The sequence below is a fragment of the Paenibacillus odorifer genome, from assembly GCF_000758725.1.
GTDB lineage: Bacteria > Bacillota > Bacilli > Paenibacillales > Paenibacillaceae > Paenibacillus_AQ > Paenibacillus_AQ odorifer.
In genome coordinates, this window is the sequence record NZ_CP009428.1 from 5,205,779 (window position 1) to 5,231,275 (window position 25,497).

Sequence of the window (25,497 nt, forward strand, 5' to 3'; positions counted from 1 at the left end):
TAGGTCTAAAAGCCTGTTTAGATCAAAGCCATTCAGTTTTTTAGCGCGCAAAGGGAATCATCACGAAGTAGCTTAGTGTCGCAACAATCCCTAAGCCCATTGCCCATGCCCCAAGCGTTTTTTGCTCTTTGACATAGGAATAATAACCAACTACGGCAGCGATGGGTCCGAGAATAAAGGACCAGATGAACAATGAGGCGATTCCCATCCCCAGTCCAACATACCCCATTACCCGGCTTCCACTATATTCCGCTTCACTGTCCTTGCGCTCTTCCACTATACGCGGGGCATCCCGTACCTGCATTGGAACCGGATTTACCTCAGCAGCGTATTCTTCGCGATGCTCTCTGTCCCGACGAGGATAGTCCACTCTCCGCGGACGAAGAATGACTTTTCTCGGACCGGATTGTTCCCGTGATGAGCTTGATTCATTATCCTTTTCTGTGTCCATTCTGGCGGCCTCCTAAGCGTTCGGCTTAAACGTCAGACAACATGTTGCAGATGATGTACTGGCATGATCGCGGTGACCTTCATTCGTCATTTCTTCAGCATATTCTTCCTTATAACCATTGCCTACGTGCTTATCGATCTCAATGACAATTTCTTCAGCCCGGCATAAATTATGCTCGCCCCAATAATGACAATTGCTCACGCTACATTTTACTAATGGTTTTTCACTCGACATAATTATCACCTCGGCTTCATTATGTCCGCTCCATTTACCCGCTATTCGACAGAGTGGTTTCCAGTTGATGTATCGAGACAGGCTTTCAATCCACGCAAAAAAGGACCAGCTCATCGTCATTACAAAATGACAAAATGCTGATCCCTTTAGATCACTATTTAGAAGTTAAACCTGATTTTGCATACGTTTCTCGGTCAAATAGTCGTTCTCATAATAAATGAGATCATCGCGAAGATCTTCATACGTTTTGGTGATTTCCAGGATGATATCACGTGCGGGACGTACTGGCTTTTTGCGGAAACGGATTGCATCCTGACCTGTATAAGCGTAACGTCCATCTTCAGAATAGCTTTCATTTTTCGGATAAAAGAAGTTGTTCACGCCATAGTGATATACATTATAAAGCGCTTTCTGTGCAAAAGATTCATCGAATGTCGCACGACGCAGCGCAACGCCTAATTTCTCATATGACATTTCCGAGAACACTAATAGATGACGAAGATCGGACAGAAAACCTTGGTAAAATTGTACAGTTTCCTCATCTCCCTCAACTACAAGCTGAGGCAATGCATGCTCATTTAGAAATACTTCCATTTTGTCGATTACCACTTTAAGTTTATCTCTCGTCGATTCACATAATTTCTGCACATTGGCTGCTGACATAGCGGTTGCTCCTCCTTATTATTCCCTGCTCTTGTAGTCAATAAAGTTAATCCTCTGAAAGAAACCGCCCTAAGGACGTATCTCTTTATTCTTGCAATATCAGGATGTGAACACAGAGAAGTCTAACCTTCTGAACAATTATTAAGAACAACATCTAATGAGGTATCTCTTACACAATCAAGAAGACAATTCGAGATACTTATTCTCTCTGATATTATCATAAAAAACGTTAGGAAGGTATCCTTTTCTAAGATGCATAAAAGATACGCTCTCTTCTAAACCTATAGACATTACATTGCATAGAGGAGCGGAAATCATGTCACGAAAAAATCTAACAGTTGCAGGTTTGGTTACAGCAGCTTTTACAGTTGGGTTACTTACCTTTGCCCTGCGGCCTGCCACTAATGGGACGACCAGAGATGCCGCTAAAGTCGCTGTTCAGAATCCGGCTCCAACTTCAGCTTTGCATTCACCTCCAAATCCCTCTCAGGAAAAAACATTAAAGAAAACCTCCTTAAGCCAGGATGTGGAGGCGACAGATCATCTGAATAGAGTCGATGTCAGTAGACATTTAACTAAACTCCTGTCTGAAACAGACGGGATGTCTTCGATTCATGATAAATCAGTGTATGCGAAACGATTGCAGCAAGACCACGGGTTTATCTCCATGCTGATGTGGATCGATTTTCGCACACAAAAGACTGAGACCTTTAAGTCATCTTTTCCAAAAGGAACCGAACAGGAGAACAAGCAGCTTCTAAAATATCTCAAAACGGCAAAATCAGCAATCCACGGTCATCAATCCTATGAATCTCCAACGTTTACAATCGGTAAAGAAAAATATTACTTTATCGCTCAGCGGAACAAACAGAAAAATGTAGGGATTATTGCTCTTATCAACCAAAAGGTGCTTGGGCGTGTGGCAGACCATCAGCTGAAGAACCTGCGTCTCATTCCGTATCCTAAGGAAGGCAAATACCATGTGGAATCAGTCCATACCGATAACTTAAAGGACATTAAGGTCAAGACCGGCCATGATAACGAAAATGCCAGCCATTTTTATGAGAATGAAATTGTAGTCCGTTTTCAGGGAAATGCTCCGACTCAAGGACAGCTCCAGACGATAGTCGCCGATATCCACTGCAAGCAGCCACGCAAGCTGGGATATGCCTATATCTTTCGCTCTGAGAAGATGACCTACTATCAGCTGAAATCCTATTTCACCAACAAATGGCATCCCGAGTATACGGAACCTCACTATATGTATTTAACCAATGATACCATCACTAAAAACGCTGAAGGAACTGTCACTCCTAACGACATGTTATTCTCCACTTACCAATGGAACCTCCCGGCGATTGAAACCGAGCTAGGGTGGAATCTTTCCAAAGGCAGCAAAGAAGTGGTTGTGGCCGTGGTGGATACGGGAGTACAGATTAATCATCCTGATTTACAAGGTAAGCTTTTAACTGGTTATAATGCCATTACCAATGGTTCCACACCCGAGGATGATGTAGGTCACGGTACACATGTATCTGGAATCATTGGCGCACTTGTTAACAACGGGGAAGGTGTAGCTGGCATCAGCTGGTACAATAAGATCCTCCCTGTAAAAGCGCTAGATAACTCAGGTGCCGGAACGACTTATTCCGTAGCAGAAGGTATCATATGGGCAGCTGACAATGGTGCAAAGGTTATTAACTTAAGTTTAGGGAATTATGCCGACTCTCAGTTCCTTCATGATGCGATTAAATACGCCTATGACCGGGACATCGTGCTTGTGTCTGCAGCAGGCAATGATAATACAGAGCGGCCTGGATACCCTGCAGCTTATCCCGAAGTGATTGCAGTGGCTGCTACAAATGCTTCAGGGGAAAAAGCCTCCTTCTCCAACTACGGCGATTATATTGATGTCGCTGCACCCGGAGAAAGCATCGCAAGCACCTATCCGGACAGTCAATATGCCGCTTTATCCGGCACGTCAATGGCCAGTCCCCATGTCGCTGCGCTGGCGGGTCTGGTACGTTCACTAAATCCTAATCTGACGAATAAGGAAGTTATGGACCTTATGACCAAAAACGCTGTGGATCTGGGAACTTCCGGCCATGATAAATATTTTGGCTGGGGTCAGGTCGATATTTATAAAACGCTACAAGCGGCAAGCGGCAATCAAGTCCCATTGCAGCTTTTCCCTCAACATGTACGCCAGCAAATGAATCAATTAAAACAAAGAACAAATAACACCCCTTAACCGTGTCATTGCAAAAACCGGCCAAGTAAGTGAAGAAACCGCTGCAACCCTTCCTCCATCTCCGGTTCCTTCATTTGAGAATAGCAAAGACGGATGTGGCGGGAAGGCGTTTCCGCAGAGTAACAGACATCACCGGGTAAAAAAGAAATGCTCTCCTGTTCCGCCAAGTCATGCAGGCTTGCGATATCAGGAGAAGGGGGCAGCTCCAGCCAGAGATTAAGTCCTCCCTCTGGTAGCATATAGTTCACTCCAGGCGGCGCGTACAGCTTCAGAAGCTTCGCCGCCTTTTCCATACGACCACGCAGTGTAATTCGTAGCTGTGCTGCGTAGGCGTCGTATTTTTCAGCGATGAAGGGTAATACAGCCTTCTGTGTCAGCAAGGGACTTCCTAGGTCACTCGCAGATTTAGCGGCGATCAGCCGGGATAGAATATTTCCTTCTGCTGCTACACAGGCGATTCGGCAACCAGGAGCAAGTACTTTGCTAAAGCTTTTCATATAGACTACATGTCCATCGGGATCCATTGATTTAATCGCCCTAGGTGGAGGTGCATGGAAATATAAATCACTAAATGGGTCATCCTCAACAATGAGGCAACGGTAGCTGCGCGCTAATTCCAGCAGTCGTTGCCTTCTTGTGATGCTCATAGTTACGCCGCTTGGATTTTGAAAAGTAGGGATGGTATAAATTAGCTTTGGGGGTCTTTGATCACACATTTTTGTAAGAACATCCACCCGCATCCCTTCACTATCCGTAGGTACAAAAATCATCTCTGCACCTCGTCCCGCAAATACATCAATAGCACCAGTATAGCTAGGCGCCTCAAGATAGACTGTATCTCCAGGACCAACAAATGTACGAGCCACCAGATCAATGCCTTGCTGGGTCCCGCTGGTTATCATCAAATCGGAAGAAGTTAGCGAAATCCCACGCGATTTCAAATGTTCTCTCATGACATTCCGCAGCTTAAGATCTCCCTGAAAATTCCCGTAGGTCGCCATAAGCTCCGGTTGCTCTTTGACCAAGGACGCGTAGGTGTCACCAATATCGTGAAGCGGCAGCAGCTCACTGTGGATGGCGGCTAAATGAAAGGGATATTTCACTTCCGAAACATCAAAATTCCGCCAAAGCTGAGCCCGCGGCAAATAATCATCATATAAATCCTGCCAGCAACCCTCTTCGTGACGTCTATTATGGGTTGGATCGGCTACAAAGCAGCCTTTGCCCTGTCTGCAGTAAATAAGTCCTCGTCTCTCAAGCATATCGTAAGCCTTGCTTACTGTAACCTGACTCACGTTCAATGTTATAGCTAGACTTCTAACGGAGGGCAGCCGGACACCTTGCTGAAGCAGTCCTGATGAGATCCGCTGACTGAGGGTTTCACTGATTTGATGGGGCAGAGTTTTGCTGCCGCTGCGATTCAAATCGATATGCATGAACCCTTCACCTCCACTGTTATATTCAACGCTTTACTGTTATACAGCGCTCCTATTATGATAGCATCAAATCGAAAGGTGGAGAACTAATTTATGGATATCAAATACTCAACGGCAGCCAATCATCTAGGATCATCAGCAGTTCGGGAGATTCTAAAAGTTACACAGGGCAATGACATCATTTCACTTGCAGGCGGGCTGCCTGGGGAGGATTTGTTTCCCTTGGAGGCCGTACGCGATGCCTATAATCGTGTGCTCTCCAGCGATACCTCAGCGCTTCAATATGGGCTAACCGAGGGTTTTACTCCACTACGTGACAAAATCGCTGAAAGACTTACCCGGCAAGGCATCCCGGTTACATCCTCTGAGATGGTGCTGACTACAGGCTCACAGCAAGCTATAGATCTGTTATGCAAAATATTGCTGGATCCCGGCGATGCAGTTTTTGTGGAAGCGCCCACCTATCTGGCAGCACTACAGGTACTCGGTTCTTACCGGGCTGCTATTCATACGATACCAAACGACGAACATGGCATTCTGCCAGATCAATTGGAGGAGCAGATTCGGGTACATCGGCCAAAACTGCTCTACGCAGTTCCGACCTTCAACAATCCGTCTGGAGCAACCTGGAGTAAAGAGCGCCGCGAGCAGGTGGTTGAAATCTGCCGCCGTTACAGTGTTCTTATTCTAGAGGACAATCCCTATGGAGAAATAACCTTTGATGAAGATAAAACTCTATATCCCCCCTCACTAGCCTCCATCGATAGAAGCTTCGGCGGGGATTATTGTGTAGTCTACACAGGGACCTTCTCCAAAATCGTCGCCCCTGCCCTGCGCACGGGTTGGATTATCGGCGATTCCGAACTAATCAAGACCATCGCCAAGGCGAAGCAAGCAGCCGATCTGCATTCCAGCACCATCGACCAGCGTGCTTTAGATGAACTGCTATTACATTTTGATATTGAGCAGCATATCCGCCTCATCTCAAGAGAGTATCATTCGCGTATGAAGCTCCTGTCCGCGGAGCTCAGATCACATAACTGGGAAGGAGCATATTTCCTTGAACCAAGAGGCGGCATGTTCCTATGGCTTACACTTTCCGAAGAGATTAACACTAAGGAATTACTCCCGCTGGCAGTGGAAAACGGAGTAGCGTTTGTTCCAGGAGAGGTATTCTATTCAGCGGAGCCTCACAAAAGCAAAATGCGCCTTAACTTCACGCATACGCCACCCGAACTAGTTCCTGTTGCTGTTCAACGTCTAGAGAAAGCATTGGTTCAATGGCAGCAAAATCAAAACATCGTTCGGTCGTGAATAACTGCTCATAATCAATAGCCACGATAGCTAATTAAAACGGCTTCTCCATCCTTTATTGGCCGGAGAAGCCATTTTTTGTGAGCAGATTTCTGCGTTTTCACTTTTGCGCATTTGCAGAATGTTACCTTTACGCATTTCTGCAAATCAAATTTTCGCATTTCTACTTTTAGCATTTTTGCAAATCTCATTTCGCAATTCCACATTGAGCGTTTCTGCTCAGCTTATTTCGTATCTTCACATTTCACATTCAGCGATTTTCACACGTCATATTTCTGATTTCCACATTTCAGCGCCTCTACAGATCACATTTTCCTATTTCCACATTCAGCAATTTTTGCTCGTCATATATCGCATTCCACATTTCAGCCTCTCTACACATCTCATTTTCGTATTTCCCCATTCAGCAATTTTTACACATCACATATCGCATTCCCACATTTCGCCGTCGGCATCACCAAACATCCTTTAGTTACTCAACACATCTGCCATTCAACTAATCCGATTTCACAGCGAAGTTACAGCCAGAGGTTACAATTGATATTTTGCTACTAACTCCAATCTTCCCGCAGAAGATTAGCCAAGCTCCGCATTGCGCAGTTTGCTAGCTACTAATCTAATTCTGGCGTCAAAGTAACTATGGAGTTCTGGAGTTCTGGAGTTCTGGAGTTCTGGAGTTCTGGAGTTCTGGAGTTCTGGAGTTCTGGAGTTCTGGAGTTCTGGAGTTCTGAGTTCGGGAGTTCGGGAGGTTCGTATCGGACCCCAGCGCTCTTATTTGCATCAATTCCGCTCATTTAGTTTGCTATCGGACTCCATAGTCACTATTGGATTCAAAACGCCCGATATCCACCCTGTTTATGCCGAATAACGGCTCTCCAGTCCGAAACTCCTCCAAAAAGGCATAAAATACACAAATAGCTGCATCTCGGTCCGTTAGCATATCAGCTCATCAGCCCATCAACCATCTGCCATCTGCCATCAGCCATCAGCCATCAGCCATCAGCTCATCAACCACCAGTCATCAGCCCATCAGCTCATCAACCACCAGCCACCAGCCATCAACAATCAGCTCATCAACCACCAGCCACCAGTCATCAGCTCATCAACCACCAGCCATCAGCCATCAGCTCATCAACCACCAGTCATCAGCCCATCTGCCGCTAGCAATTCTTTTAAAAAATCCAATTTCTGCATCTCACATTTCTAAACACCTGCATTTTCACGCATTCACTGCTTTATATATTTGCCTTATCCGCATTTGTTTGCAACAAAAAAGGCGACGTAGCCGGGTTACCGGGATACGTCGCCGTTTGTATGGTGTTGTTATTATAACGTTGCAGTTAGGAAAGTTTGCCGTAAGCCGGGTTCTGTGCTCGTCGTGGTTCGATCGGGAACTACCCTCCCACCATAAGCGACAATCATCTATCTAGGCCATACATTACTGCACAGCTCCAGCGACCAACCTAGACGCGCCTCAGGCTAAGGCTGCTTATTCAGCTGCGTCTCATTAGGTCTTGCTCCAGATGGGGTTTACCAGGAACGAAGTCACCAGCGTTCCTCGGGGTCTCTTACACCTCGGTTCCATCCTTGCCTGTGCCGCCCTAAGGCGGCCATCGGCGGTCCATTTCTGTGGCACTATCCTTCAGCTCGCGCCGACTGGACGTTATCCAGCATCCTGCCTTATGGAGCCCGGACTTTCCTCCCGTGACGTCTTCACGTCACCGGCGATTGTCTGTCAAACTTTCCGAACAACATTATATATTATACAGACATCACATGTCTGGCACAAGCATTATTAAATGGCAATTTTATAGGAACTTAAATGGCTCCGTATTCACCTGCGAAGCATGTACAGCTGTATCATACTTATGCTCGGCCAATTTTCCAGCCATCCACTCCGCTACTTTCTCTTTCATGATCTTCTCCGCATTATGTCCCGGATCAATCAGAGTGATTCCGGCGAGCGCAGCATCCTGAACTGTATGATAATCCAGATCCCCAGTAACCAGGACATCCGCACCACGGAAAATAGCACTGTTATAATACTTTCCACCCGAGCCACCGAGAACAGCGGCTTTACGAATCGGACGGTCCAAATCACCAACAACCCGTACATGGTCTACCTTCAGACCTTTTTTTACCGTCTCCACGAATTGTCCAAGGGTTGTAGGCTCTTTGAGCTTTCCTACCCTCCCAAGTCCTAAGCTGCGGCCCTTAAGATCCATTGAATATAAATCATAGGCAACCTCTTCATAAGGATGGGCCTTAAGCATAGCCTGCACCACTTTATTGCGGATGGAGTGCGGGACGATCGTCTCAATACGAATTTCCTCGGCACGTTCCATCTTACCTTTTTCCCCGATATAAGGATCCGTGCCTTCTCCTGGAATAAAAGTACCGTATCCCTCGATATTGAAGCTGCAATGACTATAGTTGCCAATTGCCCCTGCTCCAGCATTCAGGATAGCATCCAGAACCTTCTGATGATGATCCTTCGGCACAAATACTACCAGCTTTGATAATTGCTCTGAATGAATGTCTTTGATGGGTACTCCGTTTTCTATGCCAAGAGCTTCCGCCATCCAATCATTCATTCCACCCTCGGTAACATCCAGATTCGTGTGGCTGATGTACACCGCAATGTCATTCTTGATTAATTTTTCATACATTTTGCCCGTCGGTGTGTCTGTCTGGATTCCTTGCAATGGACGGAAAATAATCGCATGATGCGCAATAATCAAATTGCAGCCTAGACGAATCGCTTCTTCAACTACCTCATCATTCACATCTAAAGCAACTAATACATTAGTTATTTCTTTTTGCAGCGTGCCCAGTTGAAGGCCAATTTTGTCCCAATCCTCAGCTAAATGCTTAGGAGCCAGTTGCTCCATATACTGAATTACTGTTTGTCCCTTGGCAAACATTGTAGCACCTCCGTAATTTCCCTGATCTGACCTTGAATCTGTTTCCGTTTATTCTCAGCAGATTCTAGTTCTGAACGTGACAACGATGTTAAAATGCCTTCCAATTTCTGAATCTCACCCTGCCACTTAGCAAAAAACACAGCATTTGGCGCTTGAAGCAGCCATGGTCCCATTTGCAGCAAGGCCTCTTGCCCAAGGACCTTAGTGGAATCCCCCAAGGTTAAGTCACGATATACACTTTCATTTGTAATTCCAGCGTCCGTATTTTCTGGTACAGCCGTCAATACTTCATATAACTTCCCGTCTTCTTCCAAAATTCTCTCAGCTACGAGTACCCATTTATTATTTAATAACCAGCGGCGCAAAATATCCTCGCCTACATTCGGCTGAAGCAAAAGGGTTGTAACATCCTTTAGCTTACCTTGGCTTTGACCCCGGTCCAGAATCGCGGCAATTAATGCGCCTCCCATACCAGCAATCGTGATACAATTGACTTCACCAGGTTCCAGAACCTCAAGGCCGTCTCCTCGGCGCACCGAGATCACCTTCCCTAGTCCAGCCTCTGCAACGCCCTTACAAGCAGCATCAAAGGGACCCGGGTTTACTTCACCTGCAATTGCAAACACAGCCTTACCGCTTTCGACAGCGGCCACAGGAAGCAAGGCATGATCGGAACCGATATCTGCTAATCTGCTTCCTTGCGGAATTTGCTCCAGCAATTGCTGAAGCCGATCTGATAATTTCACATTGTTCATGTTGCCACCCACGTTATCCATTTTTTTCGAAACCCAAACAACAAAGCTAACCCTGCTGCAATCTTTAGGATCAGCATCAATGAAATCCACTGCGGATAATCCTGTCTTAATAAAAGAGCGTCAAGCTCTGGCATGATCCAAAGCGATACTCCCACTGCAAAATAAACACTGGCAACACCCCTTACCTTATGATGCAAAAGCCAGCTTAACCATACCATCAGCACACACAATGGCAGCCATAGGAACTCCAGTTCAAATATAGAGGCTTCCGGGCTTCTTCCACCGAAGAACCCTGCATACAGTAATGCCCAAAAAGCAAAACCACAGTACTGCAACAAACCTATCCGGAGTAAAAATCCCAAAATACACCATAACAAGCCGCAGCACCCAATTAGAATAGGCCTCCAGAGCTGAGGATCCAGATCATGCAAATCAATCAGCCATAGCCCAAAACCAAGCGTTAAAACACTGCCCAGCCCCGCTAGGATAAGACTGATAACATTGTTCCGGTCCTTATAAACGGCGGAGTATCCATAACAAATAATTAATACAGATAGTGCGGTTGCAAGTTGCAAAGGCCAAGGAAAAACGCTAAAATAAAGACTAATCAAGAAAATCAAGGAAATAATTCCAAAAGAAAACAGCCAAATTTTGATGCTTCCCTGCTGTAAATTTCTCAGCGAAATTGGATTGTTATCCTTATTCGCATCCTCATCGTCATACAGATTGGTTAAGAAATCGCAATACTGCTCTGGCAGCAACCGGCTTTTTCTCCAATACTGAATCTCTTTTATAATGATGTCGCGTTTTTCCAAATTCACTGGTTCATCCTTCTTTCCAGATACACAAGGTCAACACATTTTTTACCAGCGTAAATTCAAATAAAAGAACCTCCTGCCACTGAGCAGCAGAAGGTCCAGTTCATGAAATACTATTCAAGGAAATCCTTAAGCCGTTTACTACGGCTAGGGTGACGAAGTTTGCGCAATGCTTTGGCTTCGATCTGGCGAATCCGTTCCCGGGTAACACCAAACACCTTGCCGACTTCTTCAAGCGTTCTTGTCCGTCCATCATCAAGGCCAAAACGCAGGCGAAGTACATTCTCTTCACGCTCCGTGAGCGTGTCCAGCACATCCTCCAGTTGTTCCTTCAGGAGTTCATAAGCCGCTGCATCCGCAGGAGCCAATGCTTCCTGATCCTCAATGAAATCTCCCAGATGAGAGTCATCTTCTTCACCAATTGGTGTTTCCAAGGATACAGGTTCTTGGGCAATCTTCATGATCTCTCTAACTTTCTCAACCGTCAGTTCCATCTCAGCCGCAATTTCCTCTGGGGAAGGTTCACGTCCCAGTTCTTGCAGCAATTGGCGAGAAACCCGAATCAGCTTGTTGATCGTTTCCACCATGTGTACAGGAATACGAATGGTACGCGCCTGATCCGCAATCGCACGAGTGATGGCCTGGCGAATCCACCAAGTAGCATACGTACTAAATTTGAATCCCTTATTATGGTCAAATTTCTCTACTGCTTTGATCAGACCCATATTACCTTCCTGAATCAGATCCAGGAACAGCATACCGCGTCCGACATAACGTTTCGCGATACTTACTACGAGACGCAGGTTCGCTTCTGCAAGACGGCGTTTAGCTTCTTCATCGCCATTCTTAATCCGCATAGCAAGCTCAACTTCATCGTCAGCCGACAACAAAGGAACGCGTCCGATTTCTTTTAGATACATACGGACAGGGTCATTAATCTTGATCCCTGGTGGCAGTGACAGATCGTCATCAAAGCTGAAATCATCGCTGTCTTTATCCTCATTATCCTCGCTTGGTCGGAGGCTGTTAACCTCTTCATCGTTCTCGTTTACAACCTCAATTCCCAAATCACTGAGTTGCTCGTAGAACTCCTCCATTTGCTCGGGGTCTTGATCAAACGGCGATAATTTCTCCATAATATCTTTGTAATTTAATGATGATCTTTTCTTACCTTGCTCAATGAGCTGATCCTTCACCTGATCCAAAGTAAATTCTGCTTCCAATTCAGTATGCTGATCGTTCGCCATAATTCGACTCCCTCCTCCCTAGGTACATCCTGTCAACATGTCATTGTCTCTCTAGGGCTATAATCTCACTTGCTATTTGTGCCGCACGCAAAAAGTCACCTGACTTTTCAGCCTGAATCATCTCTTCACGCTTCTGTTCCATTTTGCGTTGCAGTGGGTATTTCCGCACTTCACGAATACAATCATCTAGAACCTGCATATTCCAGTCCGGAGGGGTATCCATCATGGATATTGATGTCGCAGTTTTTTCCAGACGATCATCCTGAAGTGATGATAGAAACCGACTAATGCCGGGTGGTTTGCCTTGCGCGTAATAGGCATATAGATAAGCAGCAATTGCCGCATGATCAACGATGTTGAAATCTTCTCCGAGGCGTTCGCCCACATACGTGGCGGCTTCCGGGTCCTGAATCATAAAGGACAATAGACGCCGTTCCGCGACATGATAAGCGGGTAGTAAGGTCGGTGTCTGCACCTGCCCTTTTTTATGCCTACCATTATTCCACCTTTTGTCGTTATTATCCCCTTCAGGGATGTTTTTTTGCATCGATGCCCTAAGTAAATTACAATCCTGCTTCAAACTATCATATGAAAGTTCGAGTTCAGCAGCGATTTCCTTCAGATAAACCTCTCGCTCTGTTGAGGAATGCAGTGAAGCAATAACTTCTAAGGCTTCCTTGACATAGGCGATTTTGCCATCTTCCTCTAGGAGTATATGGTTTTTTTTCAGATATATAAGCTTAAATTTTATGGATGAAACTGCTGAATCAATAACCTGATCTTTAAATCTTTCTCCTCCATGCTTGGAGATAAATTCATCCGGATCCACCCCGCTTGGCAGTAAGGCGATCTTTACACGCAGGCCGCTGCCTTCAAGCATCGGAATGGCCTTCATGGCTGCTGCTTGTCCCGCCCGGTCTCCGTCGTAAGACAGTATAATTTCATCAGCCAGGCTCTTCATAAGTGCCACATGACCCTCCGTCAAGGACGTTCCCATCGTTGCTACGCCGTTATGCACACCCGCTTCCCAGGATGAGATGACATCTCCGTATCCTTCAAACAGGACGATTTGTCGAGTTTTGCGAATGGATGCTTTGGACTGGTGCAAATTGTACAATATCCGGCTTTTGTTAAACAATCTACTCTCCGGAGAATTTAAATACTTAGGTTGACCCTCTCCAAGTATTCTTCCGGCGAATGCGATTACCTTGCCTGTACGGTTGGCAATCGGAAAAATAATCCGGCCACGGAAACGATCCAAATAGCCTTTGCCCTCACCGCGGGCTGACAGAAGTCCGCCTTTCTCCATTTCCGCAAGGTCAAAATTTCGCTTCTCCAAAAACTGCAGCAAAGTATCCCAGCGGTCCGGAGCATATCCGATCTGAAACTGGTCAATCATTTTATCACTGAAGTTCCGGCCTCTTAAATAGTCCATAGCGGCTTTGCCGTGTTCCGTATTCTTCAGCAAGTAATGATAGAACTTTGCCGACCATTCATAAGCTTGAATCAACCGGTCGCGTTCCGGATCAGGGGGAGACATCATACCTCCCTTACCTTCTGGAACGGGAATATCACTTTCTTCAGCCATTATTCTGACAGCTTCGGGGAAGGTTAATCCTTCGATTTCCATCCTAAATTTGATGGCATTTCCACCCATACCGCAGCCAAAGCAATGAAATACTCCCCGGTCGGGGGTAACAGTAAAGGAAGGGGTTTTCTCCGAATGGAACGGGCAGAGGCCCCATAAATATTTCCCCTGCTTGGACAAATGAACAACCTTACCGACTGTATCGACTATATCATGACGCGCAAGCACGCTTTCGATAACCTCTTCCGGAATATTGCCGTGTCCGCTAGCCACTTCAACCACCTTCATCTCTTAACAAATAAATATAATTCGCTATTGCTACACATTCTCCTGCAAAAGTATTAAAAGTTTTGTCAGTTTATGTTGAAAATAAGTTTTTTCTTCTGCCGTTATGGGTTTTGGACCCTTGGAATAATGTCCCCGTCTTCGTTCCACGGCCCTGGCATGTCTTCCCTCCAACATAAAATCCATCTTGGAATTGTCGTATTCCTGACCACGAAATGAAAGCACACTGCATCGTTTACCTAGTGCAAGTGCCGCAAGACCATAATCTTGAGTCAGTACCACATCTCCTGCAGTAATATGATTGGCAATATATAGATCGGCACTCTGATCTCCTCGATCCACCTGCACAACCGTTACACCCTCTTCAGCTTTCAGTGCATGGTCATAAGAAGATACCATAAGTACCGGAACACCAAAGGTGCGACCTACCTCAGCGATCTCTTTTTTGACCGGACAAGCATCCCCATCCACCACTATCGTTCTAGACTGGGACTTCTCCATGATCATCACCAATTTCCCGTGTAATATATATACGCCCTCTCCGCAAGAAATCCTTCTTTCTAAGCATAAATACGGAACGGATGTCAAATGACGCATTGGCACCGTTCCGTATATTTATACCCCAAACCAACATTCTATACCATAAGATTCAAATTTTCTTGATTAAAATTACCAGACAAGCTTCGCGAAATCAGCGAACGACTTGGAGTCAGCATCAATACCAGCAAGCAGAGCCAAACGGTTAGCACGCACTTGCTCGTCCTCAGCCATAACCATAACGGAATCAAAAAATGTTGTAACGGCGTCTTTTAGACCCGAAAGAATCCGAAGTGCTTCTTCGGCATTTTTTGCCGCCATAGCTTCAAGGTAAGGTGTGTGAAGCTCCTGCCATGTATTGAAAAGCTGCATTTCGGCATCTTCTTTAAGTAAAGCAGGATCAATCACTTCACTAGTTGCTTTACTTGCCAAATTACTGACACGAGTAAGCGAATCCACGGTAATCTTGAAATCTGCTTGGTCGGACACAGCAGCCATAAGAGCACGACTTCTGCCCACAACATCTACTACGTCGTCAAAACCAGCCGCTGTAACAGCGTCCACAACATCATAGCGTACATTGTCAGATAAAAGACGTTTTACACGCAGACCGAAGAACTCGTACAGGTTTATACGTAGTTCATCTCCAGAATGTTTCGTATTTCCTGAATTTTCATGAATTTCAATCGCCGCTTCAAAAATTTCACGCAGCGTAATTGGCAATTTATGCTCAAGCACAATTTGAACAATTCCTGCAGCCTGACGGCGCAGCGCATATGGATCCTGAGAACCTGTCGGGATGATGCCGATGGAGAAGCAGCCAACAATCGTATCAATTTTGTCTGCTATGCTGACTACTGAACCCGCTTCTGTTGAAGGTACAGCATCTCCTGCAAATCGTGGCTGATAATGCTCGAAGATCGCTTTTGCCACAGTCTCAGGCTCGCCTGCTTTACGTGCATAATCTTCACCCATTGTTCCTTGCAGCTCAGGAAATTCATAAACCATTTGTGTGACAAGGTCAAATTTACAAATATCCGCAGTGCGACTTACTTCGGACACAGCAGTAGCTGACAGTCCAAGCTTCACAGCCAGACGATCAGAGATTTGGCGAATACGGCGCACCTTATCCCCTACGCTGCCCAAATCTTCATGGTAAACAATGTTCTCAAGCTTGGCTAACGCATCGTCAATCTTCATCTTTTGATCTTCTTGATAGAAGAATTTGGCATCTGATAGACGAGCACGAAGCACTTTTTCATTTCCCTTAGCGATAACATCCAAGGATTCTGCATTCCCGTTTCGTACAGTTACAAAGAATGGCAGTAGCTTGCCAGCTGCATCAAAAACAGGGAAATAACGCTGATGCTCACGCATCGAGGTAATCAGCACATCCTGAGGAATCTCTAAGAAAGATGGATCAAAGGTTCCAAAGAGCACGGTTGGTGTTTCTACCAAGAACAGTACTTCTTCCAAAAGATCTTCTTTAATCGCAATCGTCCAGCTTTTCTCTTCAGCCAATTTGTTGATTTGATCCAGGATAAGCGTTTCCCGTTCCTTCACATCCACAAGTACATGCTGCGCACGCATGCTCTCCACATATTGTGCAGGCTCCGAGATTACAGTCTCTGTACCCAGAAAACGATGTCCACGGCTCACATTACCCGCTTTTACATCCGTAATCTCCAAATCAATGATCTCTTTACCAAAAAGAGCAACCATCCAGCGAATCGGACGAACGAATTTAAAATCGTAAGCTCCCCAGCGCATGTTTTTCGGGAAAGTCATCGCATTTACAATACCCAGAAGTCCTTCTGTGAGCAAAGAAGCAGTCTCTACACCCGCACTATTTTTTGTGGCATAAATATATTCCACGCCAGCTAGCTCTTTAAACGTAAATTGCTCTGGAGATACACCCTGACTGCGGGCAAATCCTAGTGCAGCTTTACTCCAGTCGCCGTTAGCATCCAGCGCGATTTTGCGTGAAGGTCCTTTGACCTCTTCACTAATATCCTCTTGCTTCTCAGCCGCATCCTTAACAAATACAGCGAGACGACGCGGCGTAGCATATGCAGTAACTCCAGCATGGTTTATACGTGCAGAATCCAACCACTTGGACATTCTATCCTGCAGCTGTTCCATCGCAGCACGGATAAAACGTGCAGGAATTTCCTCCAGACCGATCTCAAACAGGATATCTTTAGACACGGTCAGCACCTTCTTTCTTCAGCAGCGGGAAGCCAAGCTTCTCGCGTTCCTCAAGATATGTTGCCGCTACGGAGCGGGCAAGATTACGCACTCGGGTAATAAATCCAGTCCGTTCAGTTACACTAATTGCTCCACGTGCATCGAGTAGATTAAAGCTATGTGAGCATTTCAACACATAATCGTAGGCTGGGAACACAAGATGCTTCTCCATCGCTCTACGCGCTTCCTCTTCATACATGTTGAACAGCGAGAATAACATTTTTACATCCGATACTTCAAAAGTGTAGGTAGAATGCTCAAACTCCGGCTGATGAAAAACATCACCATAAGTCATACCGCTTACCCATTCAAGATCGAACACATTTTCTTTATCCTGAATGTAAGAGGCTAAGCGCTCCATACCGTAAGTGATTTCTACAGCAACAGGGTTAGCTTCGATGCCACCTACCTGCTGGAAGTAAGTAAATTGAGTGATCTCCATACCGTCCAGCCATACTTCCCATCCCAGACCTGCACAGCCCAGTGACGGATTCTCCCAGTTATCCTCTACAAAACGGATGTCATGCAAGAGCGGATCAATACCGAGTGCTTTCAAGCTATCCAAATAGATCTCTTGAATGTTATCTGGTGAGGGTTTGATGATTACTTGGAATTGGTGATGCTGATACAGACGGTTCGGGTTCTCTCCATAACGACCATCGGAGGGACGACGTGAAGGCTCTACGTAAGCCACTCTCCAAGGCTCAGGACCTAGCGAGCGTAAAAAAGTCATAGGGTTCATCGTGCCGGCGCCTTTTTCTGTGTCATAAGGCTGTACGATGATACAGTTCTGTTCAGCCCAGAACTGCTGCAGTGTCAAAATCATCTGCTGGAAGTTCATAATACCGTCTCCTTCGCTTTACAAGTTTTTTACAACAGCTTGCCTAAAACTTTCTACCATGGAGGCGGCACTTTTAGCTCCTGACAGCAACAAAAAGCCCCCGCCCCCATGCCTGATTAACAGACATAGGGACGAGAGCTTAACTTATTCTCCCGCGGTTCCACCCTACTTGATTTCATACCTTGTATGAGCAAGTTTGCTGCCAAGACAAGAACGAAATCCACTTTCATTCGCCGCATCCGTACTCCCGGGTGCCATGTTCATGAACGTTGTCCCGCTAGGCTTCCACTGCCCCCAGCTCGCTGAATAACGACAATACAGTCCACTACTTTCCCGATCAATGCACGCCTCTCCCCAATTGGAGCATAACGACGATCATATAATAAACTGATCCTATAGTAACGGAAAAATCAGTTTTCGTCAAATCTTGTACTTGTCGAGCTGGTCTAGGAAACTTTGTGACTTCAGCTTTAATCCGAGTTGCACATCCATAAAGGCGCGCATAATTTTTTTCAGCTCATCCCGGCTGCTTTCCTTTACATCCACATTGCCTAGTCTAGTTAGGTCAAGTCTGGCGAATAATCGCAGCAGCTTCAACGCACGAGCAGAGACCTCCATGGCTGGAGGGTCATTATGTTTACAACTGCGGCACAGTGCTCCTCCAAGGCGAGGGCTGACCAGCAGTTGATCATCCGGCTTCTCGGCACCACAAATTACACAAGAATCGAATTCAGGACCATAACCGGCTGCCTGTAAGATTTTCATTTCAAAGACATTTATGATAACGCCGGGTTCCTTGTCCTCTTCAAGTGCATTAAGACAGGCCGTAAGCTGGCGAAACCAGAAGCTTCCCGTTTCCTCATCATGCAGAACACGATCAAGCAGTTCACACGCATAAGACGCATAAGCAGCTTTGATCAAATCCTCACGCAGCGGATGGTGAGACTTCGTAATTTCGCCAGAATTCAGTGTCCCAAGTCCTCCATTATTTCTAAAAAAAACAAATTCCCCAACGGTGAACAGTTGGATCAATGCAGCATGGCGGCTTTTGACCTTCTTTGCGCCACGCACCAGAACCCCTACTTTTCCCGCGTTCTCGGTGCAAAGCGTAATAATTGCGTTCCCCTCGCCGTAGTCCATGCTGCGGATGACGATCCCTTCCACCCTGTGTAGCATGCCTCTTCCCCCAACCATTCGGCAAGCAACCAGTCCTTATTGCGCTTCTTCATCACAGGCCTTCTCTTCCTCCACTAGCTGTAATCCACTATCTTCAAGCGGATGGCCAGCTTCCTTATACAGCAGGTAAGCATCGACGTCTCCTGTCATTGCAAAATACTTCCACGAAAAGTTTCGCATTCGTATTCATCCTTTCTTGGGAAAGACGATGTCTCTTATCAAGAATTAGGATGGTGCGATGGAGCAGGTTCTATCCTTGCAATTCCTACCAAACGAGGAATAACGGAATTAACTTAAAGGTCTTTATGGAAGCCCAAATCCCGCAGAACGCGGTCCTGATTGCGCCAATCTTTTTTCACTTTTACCCATAGCTCCAGAAAAATCTTCGAACCCAGCAGGTTCTCAATATCTGTCCGAGCCCGTCTGCCGACCTCTTTCAGCATTGCCCCTTGCTTGCCGATAATAATTCCCTTTTGGGAATCACGCTCAACAAAAATAACAGCTGAAACATGTACTACTCCATTAGGCTCAACCTTCATATCTTCGATGGCTACAGCAATAGAGTGCGGCACTTCTTCACGAGTCAAATGCAGAATTTTCTCCCGGATTAATTCCGCGCAGACAAATTGCTCGGGGTGATCCGTGATTTGATCTTCCGGATAATACTGAGGGCCTTCCGGCAAGTACTTGGCAACCTGCTCTAACAGCGTGTTAACATTGCTGCCCATCTTCGCAGAAATCGGAATAATTTCGGCAAAATCATGCAGCTTGTTATATTGAGCCATAAGCGGGAGCAGAGCTTCCGGCTCTATTTTATCGATCTTGTTGAGCACCAGAATCACCGGTGTCTTCAGACCATTTAATTGCTCGGCAATGTAACGGTCTCCACCGCCCAAGCCCTCTGACGCATCCACAAGGAATAACACAGCTTCTACTTCACCCAGTGTACTCATTGCAGTCTGGTTCATGTAGTCGCCTAGCTTGGACTGTCTTTTATGAATCCCCGGTGTGTCCAGGAATACGATTTGTGAAGTGTTTGTTGTGTAAACACCATGAATTTTGTTTCTGGTTGTCTGTGGCTTATCCGACATGATGGCAATCTTCTGGCCAATGACCTGATTCATGAGTGTTGATTTACCTACGTTTGGTCTGCCGATAATTGCGACAAATCCTGATTTGAATTTCATATTATCTTCCTTCCATACTTACCTTCTAGTTCAATCTTTTTCAATCATTCAATCTTTTTTTAAAAGCTTTTTCGCTCCCCCTGAATCTCCCTCAGCCAAGGGGGACCCCAAGGGCCCCGACCCTCTGGACACCCGAAAATAGGCGTACCTGCAACGTTCGACGGGATTAGAGGGACGGTTGTGTATGAGCGCTTTTGTCCCCTGTTGGGGACACGCTTCACTGTCGCTTATTAACACGGTTCGCATTAAGCTCACCATGGAGAAAAATTACTGAGATGCAGCTTACAGGCAGGGTTTCAAGTTACGATGGGCAAAGAATCGCTGGCGGCTTTTGCCGCGGCGCTTACCTCGTAATATTACTCTAATAACACATAGTTTGCACCAGTTTAGCCTAACTTGGTAGAACTAGAACACTTTTAATTGTATTTTGTACAACTAATTTTAGTTTGAGTTTATGTTTTGGTGCTTTAGTTGTATTCTGTGCAATTAAATCCTGTCTTAAGAGCCTAATATGGACTTTATCATAAATTTAATTGTACTATCTGCAACTAAATTCATTTTTGTGGGAAAGAGTAGCAATTTAACTGTACATTGTGCAATTAAAGTAGCAACCTTCGTCTAACTATGCCTAATTTGCCTTTATACGGGCACAGGCATTAAATCAAAACCTCATTTTATTCTGAAGCTTGTCCTTGCTTTAGATCTACGGGACCAAAAGCGCCTGGAAGCAATTCTCCCACCGTAGTCTCAACGATATCACCCTTCATGTTTCCAAGAATAACCTTCATATCTGGTGAACACAACTCAATCATTACTTGCCGGCACACACCGCAAGGTGAAACGGGGCCGTCAGAGTCAGCTACTACGGCAATTGCTTTAAAAGAACCAACAGCATGTCCATCCGCAATCGCACGGAATAATGCTGTCCGTTCCGCACAGTTGGTTGGGCCAAAAGCAGCATTTTCCACATTACAGCCGTGGTGAATATGACCATCCTGATCAAGAAGGGCAGCTCCCACTCCGAATCGGGAATATGGAATGTAAGCTTTAGCTCGTGCTTTAATCGCCTCTTGCATAAGAAGAGTAGAATCCATATTTTGTCCTCCTAAAGTTTTGTGAGTATTGACTTCGTTGATTTTTCTTCGCACAAAACTCACTTCGTAAGCATACGCTCTGTTTTGTTTATCGTAACTTCCTGTTATCACTTCAACAAAACTCACTTCGTAAACATCTAATTAGTTTCGTTTATCGTTATTTTCTCAGCATGCACTAAATTTTATCAGCGTACTTCATGAGATATATTCGGGTACATAACTCACTTCAAAATTATTCAGTAACGAAAGAGGCGGAATCGCAAAACGCGGGTCCGCCTCTCCCCTGAATTGATTTTGTATCCTGATTATGACATAAGTCCGCTAATCCAGTCCATCACAGGCTGGTAAAAAACATAGATCCCGACTAAGACAGCAAACACCGCCGTGAGAAGCACAGCTCCTGCGGCGGTATCTTTTGCTCTCTTAGCCAGTGGATGAATCTCTGGCGAGATCAGATCAACCGTCGCTTCAATTGCCGTATTGAGCAGTTCGGCAGTTAGGACAAGCGTGATCGAGAACAGCAGCAACATCCAACTGGCCAGCGGAAGTCTGAACACGGCAGCGGCAACTAGCACAACCACCGCTAAACAGCAATGCACCTTCATGTTAAGCTCGGATTTGAATGCCGACACTAAGCCTTGCGATGCAAACCGAAAAGAGTGCCAGAACTTCTTGTGCCCTACCGCCGTGTTCTTCACCATTAGCGCGTCAACCCAACCTGAGATAGTACTTTTTCTTGCTTGGACATCATTTCTGCTTCTGAGGCTTCATCCTGATGATCATATCCTAACAAATGCAGAAATCCGTGAACGAAAAGAAAACCAAGCTCTCGTTCCAGTGAATGACCGTATTCCAGCGCCTGCTCCTGCGCACGAGTTACGGAAATGATTATATCCCCAAGTACGTCTGGAACATCTTCCAGCGCCTCGCCTTCCTCTACCTCGTATATAATGTCCAGCTCGTCCTCTCCGCTTTCATTCATAGCAAAAGAAAGCACGTCCGTCGGACGGTCAATTCCCCGATATTCTAAATTCAACTCATGTATACGAGCGTTATCGACAAAAGTAAGAGCTACCTCGCCCCGATCGATCCCTTCCGCTTCACCTGCTTTTTGCAAAATACTCTCCAGCAGCGTAATGAGATCGTCCTTTATCTCGTATTCTTCTTGCTCGTTATCCCAAACGATCTCCAAACTCATGGGTTAGGTGCCCCTTCCTCTTTTTTCGGCTTACGCACATCTTCTGGGTATTCGATCCGTGAATGGAAAATTCCCATAACCGTCTCCTTCAGAGTCCGTGCAATAATATCCAATTCTTTAATCGTCAAATCACATTCGTCAAACTGATGATCATCCAGTCGACTTTTAATAATCTTCTCAATCATCGTTTCCACCTGCAGAACAGTTGGCTTACGCAATGATCTCACTGCAGCCTCGACACTGTCGGCAATCCCCACAACGGCTGCTTCCTTCGACTGGGCTTTCGGTCCAGGATAACGGAAATCTTCCTCGGTAAAATCAGCCTCGACACCTTTTTCTTCAGCCAGCTTCAGTGCCTTATGGTAAAAATAATGCAGGAACGTTGTTCCATGATGCTGCTCCGCAATGTCACGGATTGGTTTTGGCAGCTTATATTCTCGTTGCATTTCCACCCCGTCACGGGCGTGGGCAACGATGATAGATTTACTAAGCTTCGGTTCAATAGAGTCATGTGGGTTTTCCATATTATTCTGATTCTCGATAAAATAAAACGGACGTTTTGTTTTGCCAATATCATGATAATACGATCCTACCCGGCATAATAAGCCATCTGCTCCAATTGCTTCCGCGGCAGCCTCCGACAGGTTACCTACCATTACACTATGGTGATAGGTTCCCGGGGTTTCGGTAAGCAGCTTGCGCAGCAGCGGGTGGTTTGGATTAGACAATTCTACCAGCTTCAATGCTGATAGAATACCAAAGGTTGCTTCGAAGAAAGGCATTAGCCCAATCACAAGCACAGCCGTCAATAGCCCCCCTGCAAAAGCAAAACCAACCGAATACAAGGTACCTACCTCTTTCCATGCCCCTCCACCTAGCAGTATCTGCATAAAGACTGTCAGACAGCCAAAAAGCGATACCATAATCCCGCCTTTAAGGAGCGTGGAGCGTTGACCCGCACGGTGAGTCGCAAAGATAGCCACGTAAGAAACCACAATGGCAAAGAAACCAAAGTTAAAATCAAAGATTGAGTTCTGCTGCACATTCAAAATAACACTTGCCAGTACACTGAATAGAATGGAGCAGAAATAGGCCAAAGGCATGTCCAGAAGCATTGCAATTAACATTGCGCCTATCGCCACTGGTGCCAGGAATCCGATATAAGATCGGACATCGGTCTGCAAAACAGCGGCCAGCCGCATAGAGATAATAGTTATAACAAATACAAGCACCAGCATCAATAGCTGAGAATTGTTGTACTTAAAGCCTGAGGTACCGCCAGAATAACGAATGAACGCAAGCAAACCGACGGAGAGCATCGCAGAGAGAATCAATAGGCCTAATTGGGGCCAGTAATTCACCTCATTGCTTAGTAGACCATTCTCATCCAAAAGAGTGTAGAGCTCTGGAGTAATTAACTGCCCCTTAGCAACAAGCGTGTCCCCTTGCTCGATGAATACATCAGGTGTGTTCTCCCGAGCTTGTACCTTCGCTTCCTTGGTGGCATCCTCATCGTAGAACTTGTTACTTGTGATCACAAGACGTACAAGCTCCTGAACAACCTCACGCGCTGTACGCTGGCTTAGAGAACTAATACTGACCTGTTCCGCTACCTTGGCGCGAGCAGTCTGCGCATCCGTAATCTGATCATTCATCAGCCTAGTTACAATATCTCGGGCGACAGGCTTCATCTCGATAATGTCCTGAGAGGTCAGGCGCGGAATCTTAATGTAAGTCTCTTCCGGAATGACATAGGTCTGCTCTTTGATGACAGATTGCATTTCATCCAGAAGGTGATCTGAATAAGTAGCGCTGCCTCGATTGGAAGCTACGAAATTCAAGATGAAGTCGCTGGCTCTCTGCGGAATCTCATCACGATAAATCCCCGTCTTATCGCTTTGCGAAATCAGATCATCCTGATTGAGGCGATCTATCCGGTCCAGCAGTGAGGTCACAAGGTTGTCCGCCCTCATCGGGATAATTTTGTACTTGGGAGATACGCTTTCAGCCGCTTCCTCAGCCGCCTTTAACGTAGCTTTGGTGTCCTTAATTTGTTTCGGTGCCGTTATTTCCTTTGCACTGTAAGTATTCTCTTTAATATCATATTTCTTAGGTAGCAATTCTGGCGACAAGCTGAAGTAGAACACTAGTCCGAGTAACAGGAAAAGAGCATAGCGTGTCACTGCGCTATACTTCCATCCGTTGTTCGTATATACAAATCCGCTTAATTTAGATGGTTGCTTTGAAGCCATGAAGACAATCCCCTTTATTGGAGGTTTTCGGCAGAGCGGTCATAGGCAACGATAATTTTCTGCACCAGGGAATGCCGTACAACATCCTGTTCCGCGAAGTAGACAAAGCCAAGTTCTTCTATGCCGGATAAAATCGCTTTGGCTTCAATCAAACCGGATTTCTTGCCGCGGGGCAGGTCAATCTGGGTAACGTCACCTGTAATCACCATTTTGGACCCGAAGCCGAGTCGAGTCAGGAACATTTTCATTTGCTCAGGTGTGGTATTCTGTGCTTCATCCAGGATGATAAATGAATCATCCAGTGTACGTCCGCGCATATAAGCCAGCGGAGCAATCTCAATCAATCCCCGTTCAAGCGCCTTAGCCACCTGATCGGGTCCCATAACGTCGTATAACGCATCATAAAGCGGACGCAGATATGGATCTACCTTTTCTTGCAAATCCCCTGGAAGGAATCCTAGACTCTCTCCTGCTTCTACTGCGGGACGCGTAAGAACAATACGCTTAACCGAACCCTCTTTCAGTGCCGTAACTGCAAGCACCACTGCCAAGTAGGTCTTCCCCGTTCCTGCAGGACCGATTCCGAATACAATATCACGCTTCTTGATCGTTGTCACATAATGCTTCTGGCCGACCGTTTTGACACGGATAGGCTTTCCGCGAAAAGTTGTAGTAATTTCTCCTTTGAACAAATCGAGCAATTGATCAGCACGAAAATCTTTCGCCAGTTCCACAGCGTACTGCACATCACGTTCAGTAAGTATGTAACCGCTCCGAATGAGGGACAGTAGCACATTAAACAATTGCCCCAGCATGTCTACTTCCCGCTCAGCTCCACGAATCGTTAGCTCAGCTTCACGCGAATCAATAATGGCGGGAATTTCACTCTCGATGATTTTTAAGAATCCATCCTGCGGGCCAAACAGCGATTGCGCTTCTCCCGCATTTTGCAAAGATATACGAATGCTTGCAGTCTGTTCTGACAAGTAGCCTCATTCT

General features: G+C 45.9%; 22 protein-coding genes and 1 other RNA gene. 2 read left to right on the forward strand and 21 right to left on the reverse strand.

Annotated elements, in window-relative coordinates:
- Positions 1–40: 40 nt before the first annotated feature.
- Genes PODO_RS22820 through PODO_RS22830 form a run of 3 tightly spaced genes read right to left on the reverse strand, consistent with a single transcriptional unit; the run spans position 41 to position 1,348 of the window.
- The gene (locus tag PODO_RS22820; protein ID WP_038572882.1) at positions 41–451 is read right to left on the reverse strand and encodes a hypothetical protein; all 411 of its coding nucleotides are present in this window, start codon (positions 449–451) and stop codon (positions 41–43) included.
- A gap of 12 nt (positions 452–463) precedes the next feature.
- The gene (locus PODO_RS32365) at positions 464–805 is read right to left on the reverse strand and encodes a DUF1540 domain-containing protein (protein WP_370510525.1); all 342 of its coding nucleotides are present in this window, start codon (positions 803–805) and stop codon (positions 464–466) included.
- A gap of 45 nt (positions 806–850) precedes the next feature.
- Positions 851–1,348 (reverse strand): YpuI family protein, encoded by a 498-nt coding sequence (locus tag PODO_RS22830; protein WP_036683764.1) that lies wholly within the window; start codon positions 1,346–1,348, stop codon positions 851–853.
- Positions 1,349–1,664: 316 nt separating this feature from the next.
- Here PODO_RS22830 and PODO_RS22835 point away from each other — a divergent pair, with 316 nt between their 5' ends.
- Positions 1,665–3,599 carry a S8 family peptidase gene (locus PODO_RS22835; protein ID WP_038572885.1) on the forward strand — a complete coding sequence of 645 codons (1,935 nt, stop codon included), beginning with the start codon at positions 1,665–1,667 and terminating at the stop codon, positions 3,597–3,599.
- A gap of 5 nt (positions 3,600–3,604) precedes the next feature.
- Here the strand turns inward: PODO_RS22835 and pdxR are convergent, their stop codons facing one another.
- Positions 3,605–5,035 (reverse strand): MocR-like pyridoxine biosynthesis transcription factor PdxR, encoded by a 1,431-nt coding sequence (pdxR, locus tag PODO_RS22840; RefSeq protein ID WP_038572887.1) that lies wholly within the window; start codon positions 5,033–5,035, stop codon positions 3,605–3,607.
- Positions 5,036–5,128: 93 nt separating this feature from the next.
- Between pdxR and PODO_RS22845 the strand changes: the two genes are divergently transcribed.
- The gene (locus tag PODO_RS22845; RefSeq protein WP_038572889.1) at positions 5,129–6,349 is read left to right on the forward strand and encodes an aminotransferase-like domain-containing protein; all 1,221 of its coding nucleotides are present in this window, start codon (positions 5,129–5,131) and stop codon (positions 6,347–6,349) included.
- A 1,341-nt stretch (positions 6,350–7,690) separates the two neighbouring features.
- Here PODO_RS22845 and rnpB read toward each other — a convergent pair.
- The 17 genes from rnpB to PODO_RS22925 all read right to left on the reverse strand — a co-directional run bounded on the left by rnpB (position 7,691) and on the right by PODO_RS22925 (position 25,484).
- Positions 7,691–8,093, reverse strand: an RNA gene (gene rnpB / locus PODO_RS30280) — RNase P RNA component class A.
- Positions 8,094–8,157: 64 nt separating this feature from the next.
- Positions 8,158–9,273 (reverse strand): Nif3-like dinuclear metal center hexameric protein, encoded by a 1,116-nt coding sequence (locus PODO_RS22855; protein WP_036683794.1) that lies wholly within the window; start codon positions 9,271–9,273, stop codon positions 8,158–8,160.
- On the reverse strand, positions 9,249–10,049 hold the full coding sequence (locus PODO_RS22860) for a tRNA (adenine(22)-N(1))-methyltransferase (protein WP_244886381.1): 801 nt from the start codon (positions 10,047–10,049) through the stop codon (positions 9,249–9,251). The genes PODO_RS22855 and PODO_RS22860 overlap by 25 nt, the downstream gene beginning before the upstream one ends.
- The gene (locus PODO_RS22865) at positions 10,025–10,849 is read right to left on the reverse strand and encodes a hypothetical protein (protein WP_036683797.1); all 825 of its coding nucleotides are present in this window, start codon (positions 10,847–10,849) and stop codon (positions 10,025–10,027) included. The genes PODO_RS22860 and PODO_RS22865 overlap by 25 nt, the downstream gene beginning before the upstream one ends.
- Before the next feature lie 110 nt (positions 10,850–10,959).
- Entirely contained in the window at positions 10,960–12,093 is a 1,134-nt protein-coding gene (gene rpoD / locus PODO_RS22870; protein WP_036683799.1) for an RNA polymerase sigma factor RpoD, read from the reverse strand.
- Between the two features lie 40 nt (positions 12,094–12,133).
- The gene (dnaG, locus tag PODO_RS22875) at positions 12,134–13,969 is read right to left on the reverse strand and encodes a DNA primase (RefSeq protein WP_232061436.1); all 1,836 of its coding nucleotides are present in this window, start codon (positions 13,967–13,969) and stop codon (positions 12,134–12,136) included.
- A 30-nt stretch (positions 13,970–13,999) separates the two neighbouring features.
- The gene (locus PODO_RS22880) at positions 14,000–14,473 is read right to left on the reverse strand and encodes a YaiI/YqxD family protein (protein ID WP_036683807.1); all 474 of its coding nucleotides are present in this window, start codon (positions 14,471–14,473) and stop codon (positions 14,000–14,002) included.
- A gap of 162 nt (positions 14,474–14,635) precedes the next feature.
- On the reverse strand, positions 14,636–16,711 hold the full coding sequence (glyS, locus tag PODO_RS22885; RefSeq protein WP_038572893.1) for a glycine--tRNA ligase subunit beta: 2,076 nt from the start codon (positions 16,709–16,711) through the stop codon (positions 14,636–14,638).
- Positions 16,704–17,591, reverse strand: a complete 888-nt coding sequence (gene glyQ / locus PODO_RS22890; RefSeq protein WP_036683820.1) for a glycine--tRNA ligase subunit alpha — start codon at positions 17,589–17,591, stop codon at positions 16,704–16,706. Before glyQ ends, glyS begins: the two co-directional genes overlap by 8 nt.
- A 420-nt stretch (positions 17,592–18,011) precedes the next feature.
- Positions 18,012–18,767: a DNA repair protein RecO gene (gene recO / locus PODO_RS22895; RefSeq protein WP_036683821.1), complete on the reverse strand. Its 756-nt coding sequence runs from the start codon at positions 18,765–18,767 to the stop codon at positions 18,012–18,014.
- A gap of 36 nt (positions 18,768–18,803) precedes the next feature.
- A complete protein-coding gene (locus PODO_RS30725) occupies positions 18,804–18,947 on the reverse strand; it encodes a YqzL family protein (RefSeq protein ID WP_076098533.1) in 144 nt (47 codons plus the stop codon).
- A gap of 113 nt (positions 18,948–19,060) precedes the next feature.
- Positions 19,061–19,954 (reverse strand): GTPase Era, encoded by an 894-nt coding sequence (gene era, locus PODO_RS22900; protein WP_036683823.1) that lies wholly within the window; start codon positions 19,952–19,954, stop codon positions 19,061–19,063.
- A 674-nt stretch (positions 19,955–20,628) separates the two neighbouring features.
- A complete protein-coding gene (locus PODO_RS22905) occupies positions 20,629–21,048 on the reverse strand; it encodes a cytidine deaminase (protein ID WP_036683825.1) in 420 nt (139 codons plus the stop codon).
- Between the two features lie 305 nt (positions 21,049–21,353).
- Positions 21,354–21,749 (reverse strand): diacylglycerol kinase family protein, encoded by a 396-nt coding sequence (locus PODO_RS22910; RefSeq protein ID WP_036683827.1) that lies wholly within the window; start codon positions 21,747–21,749, stop codon positions 21,354–21,356.
- Positions 21,749–22,246 (reverse strand): rRNA maturation RNase YbeY, encoded by a 498-nt coding sequence (gene ybeY, locus PODO_RS22915; RefSeq protein WP_036683829.1) that lies wholly within the window; start codon positions 22,244–22,246, stop codon positions 21,749–21,751. Before ybeY ends, PODO_RS22910 begins: the two co-directional genes overlap by 1 nt.
- Complete coding sequence (locus tag PODO_RS22920; protein WP_036683831.1) at positions 22,243–24,498, reverse strand: HD family phosphohydrolase; 2,256 nt, start codon at positions 24,496–24,498, stop codon at positions 22,243–22,245. Before PODO_RS22920 ends, ybeY begins: the two co-directional genes overlap by 4 nt.
- Positions 24,499–24,512: 14 nt before the next feature.
- On the reverse strand, positions 24,513–25,484 hold the full coding sequence (locus tag PODO_RS22925) for a PhoH family protein (RefSeq protein WP_036683834.1): 972 nt from the start codon (positions 25,482–25,484) through the stop codon (positions 24,513–24,515).
- Positions 25,485–25,497: the final 13 nt, after the last annotated feature.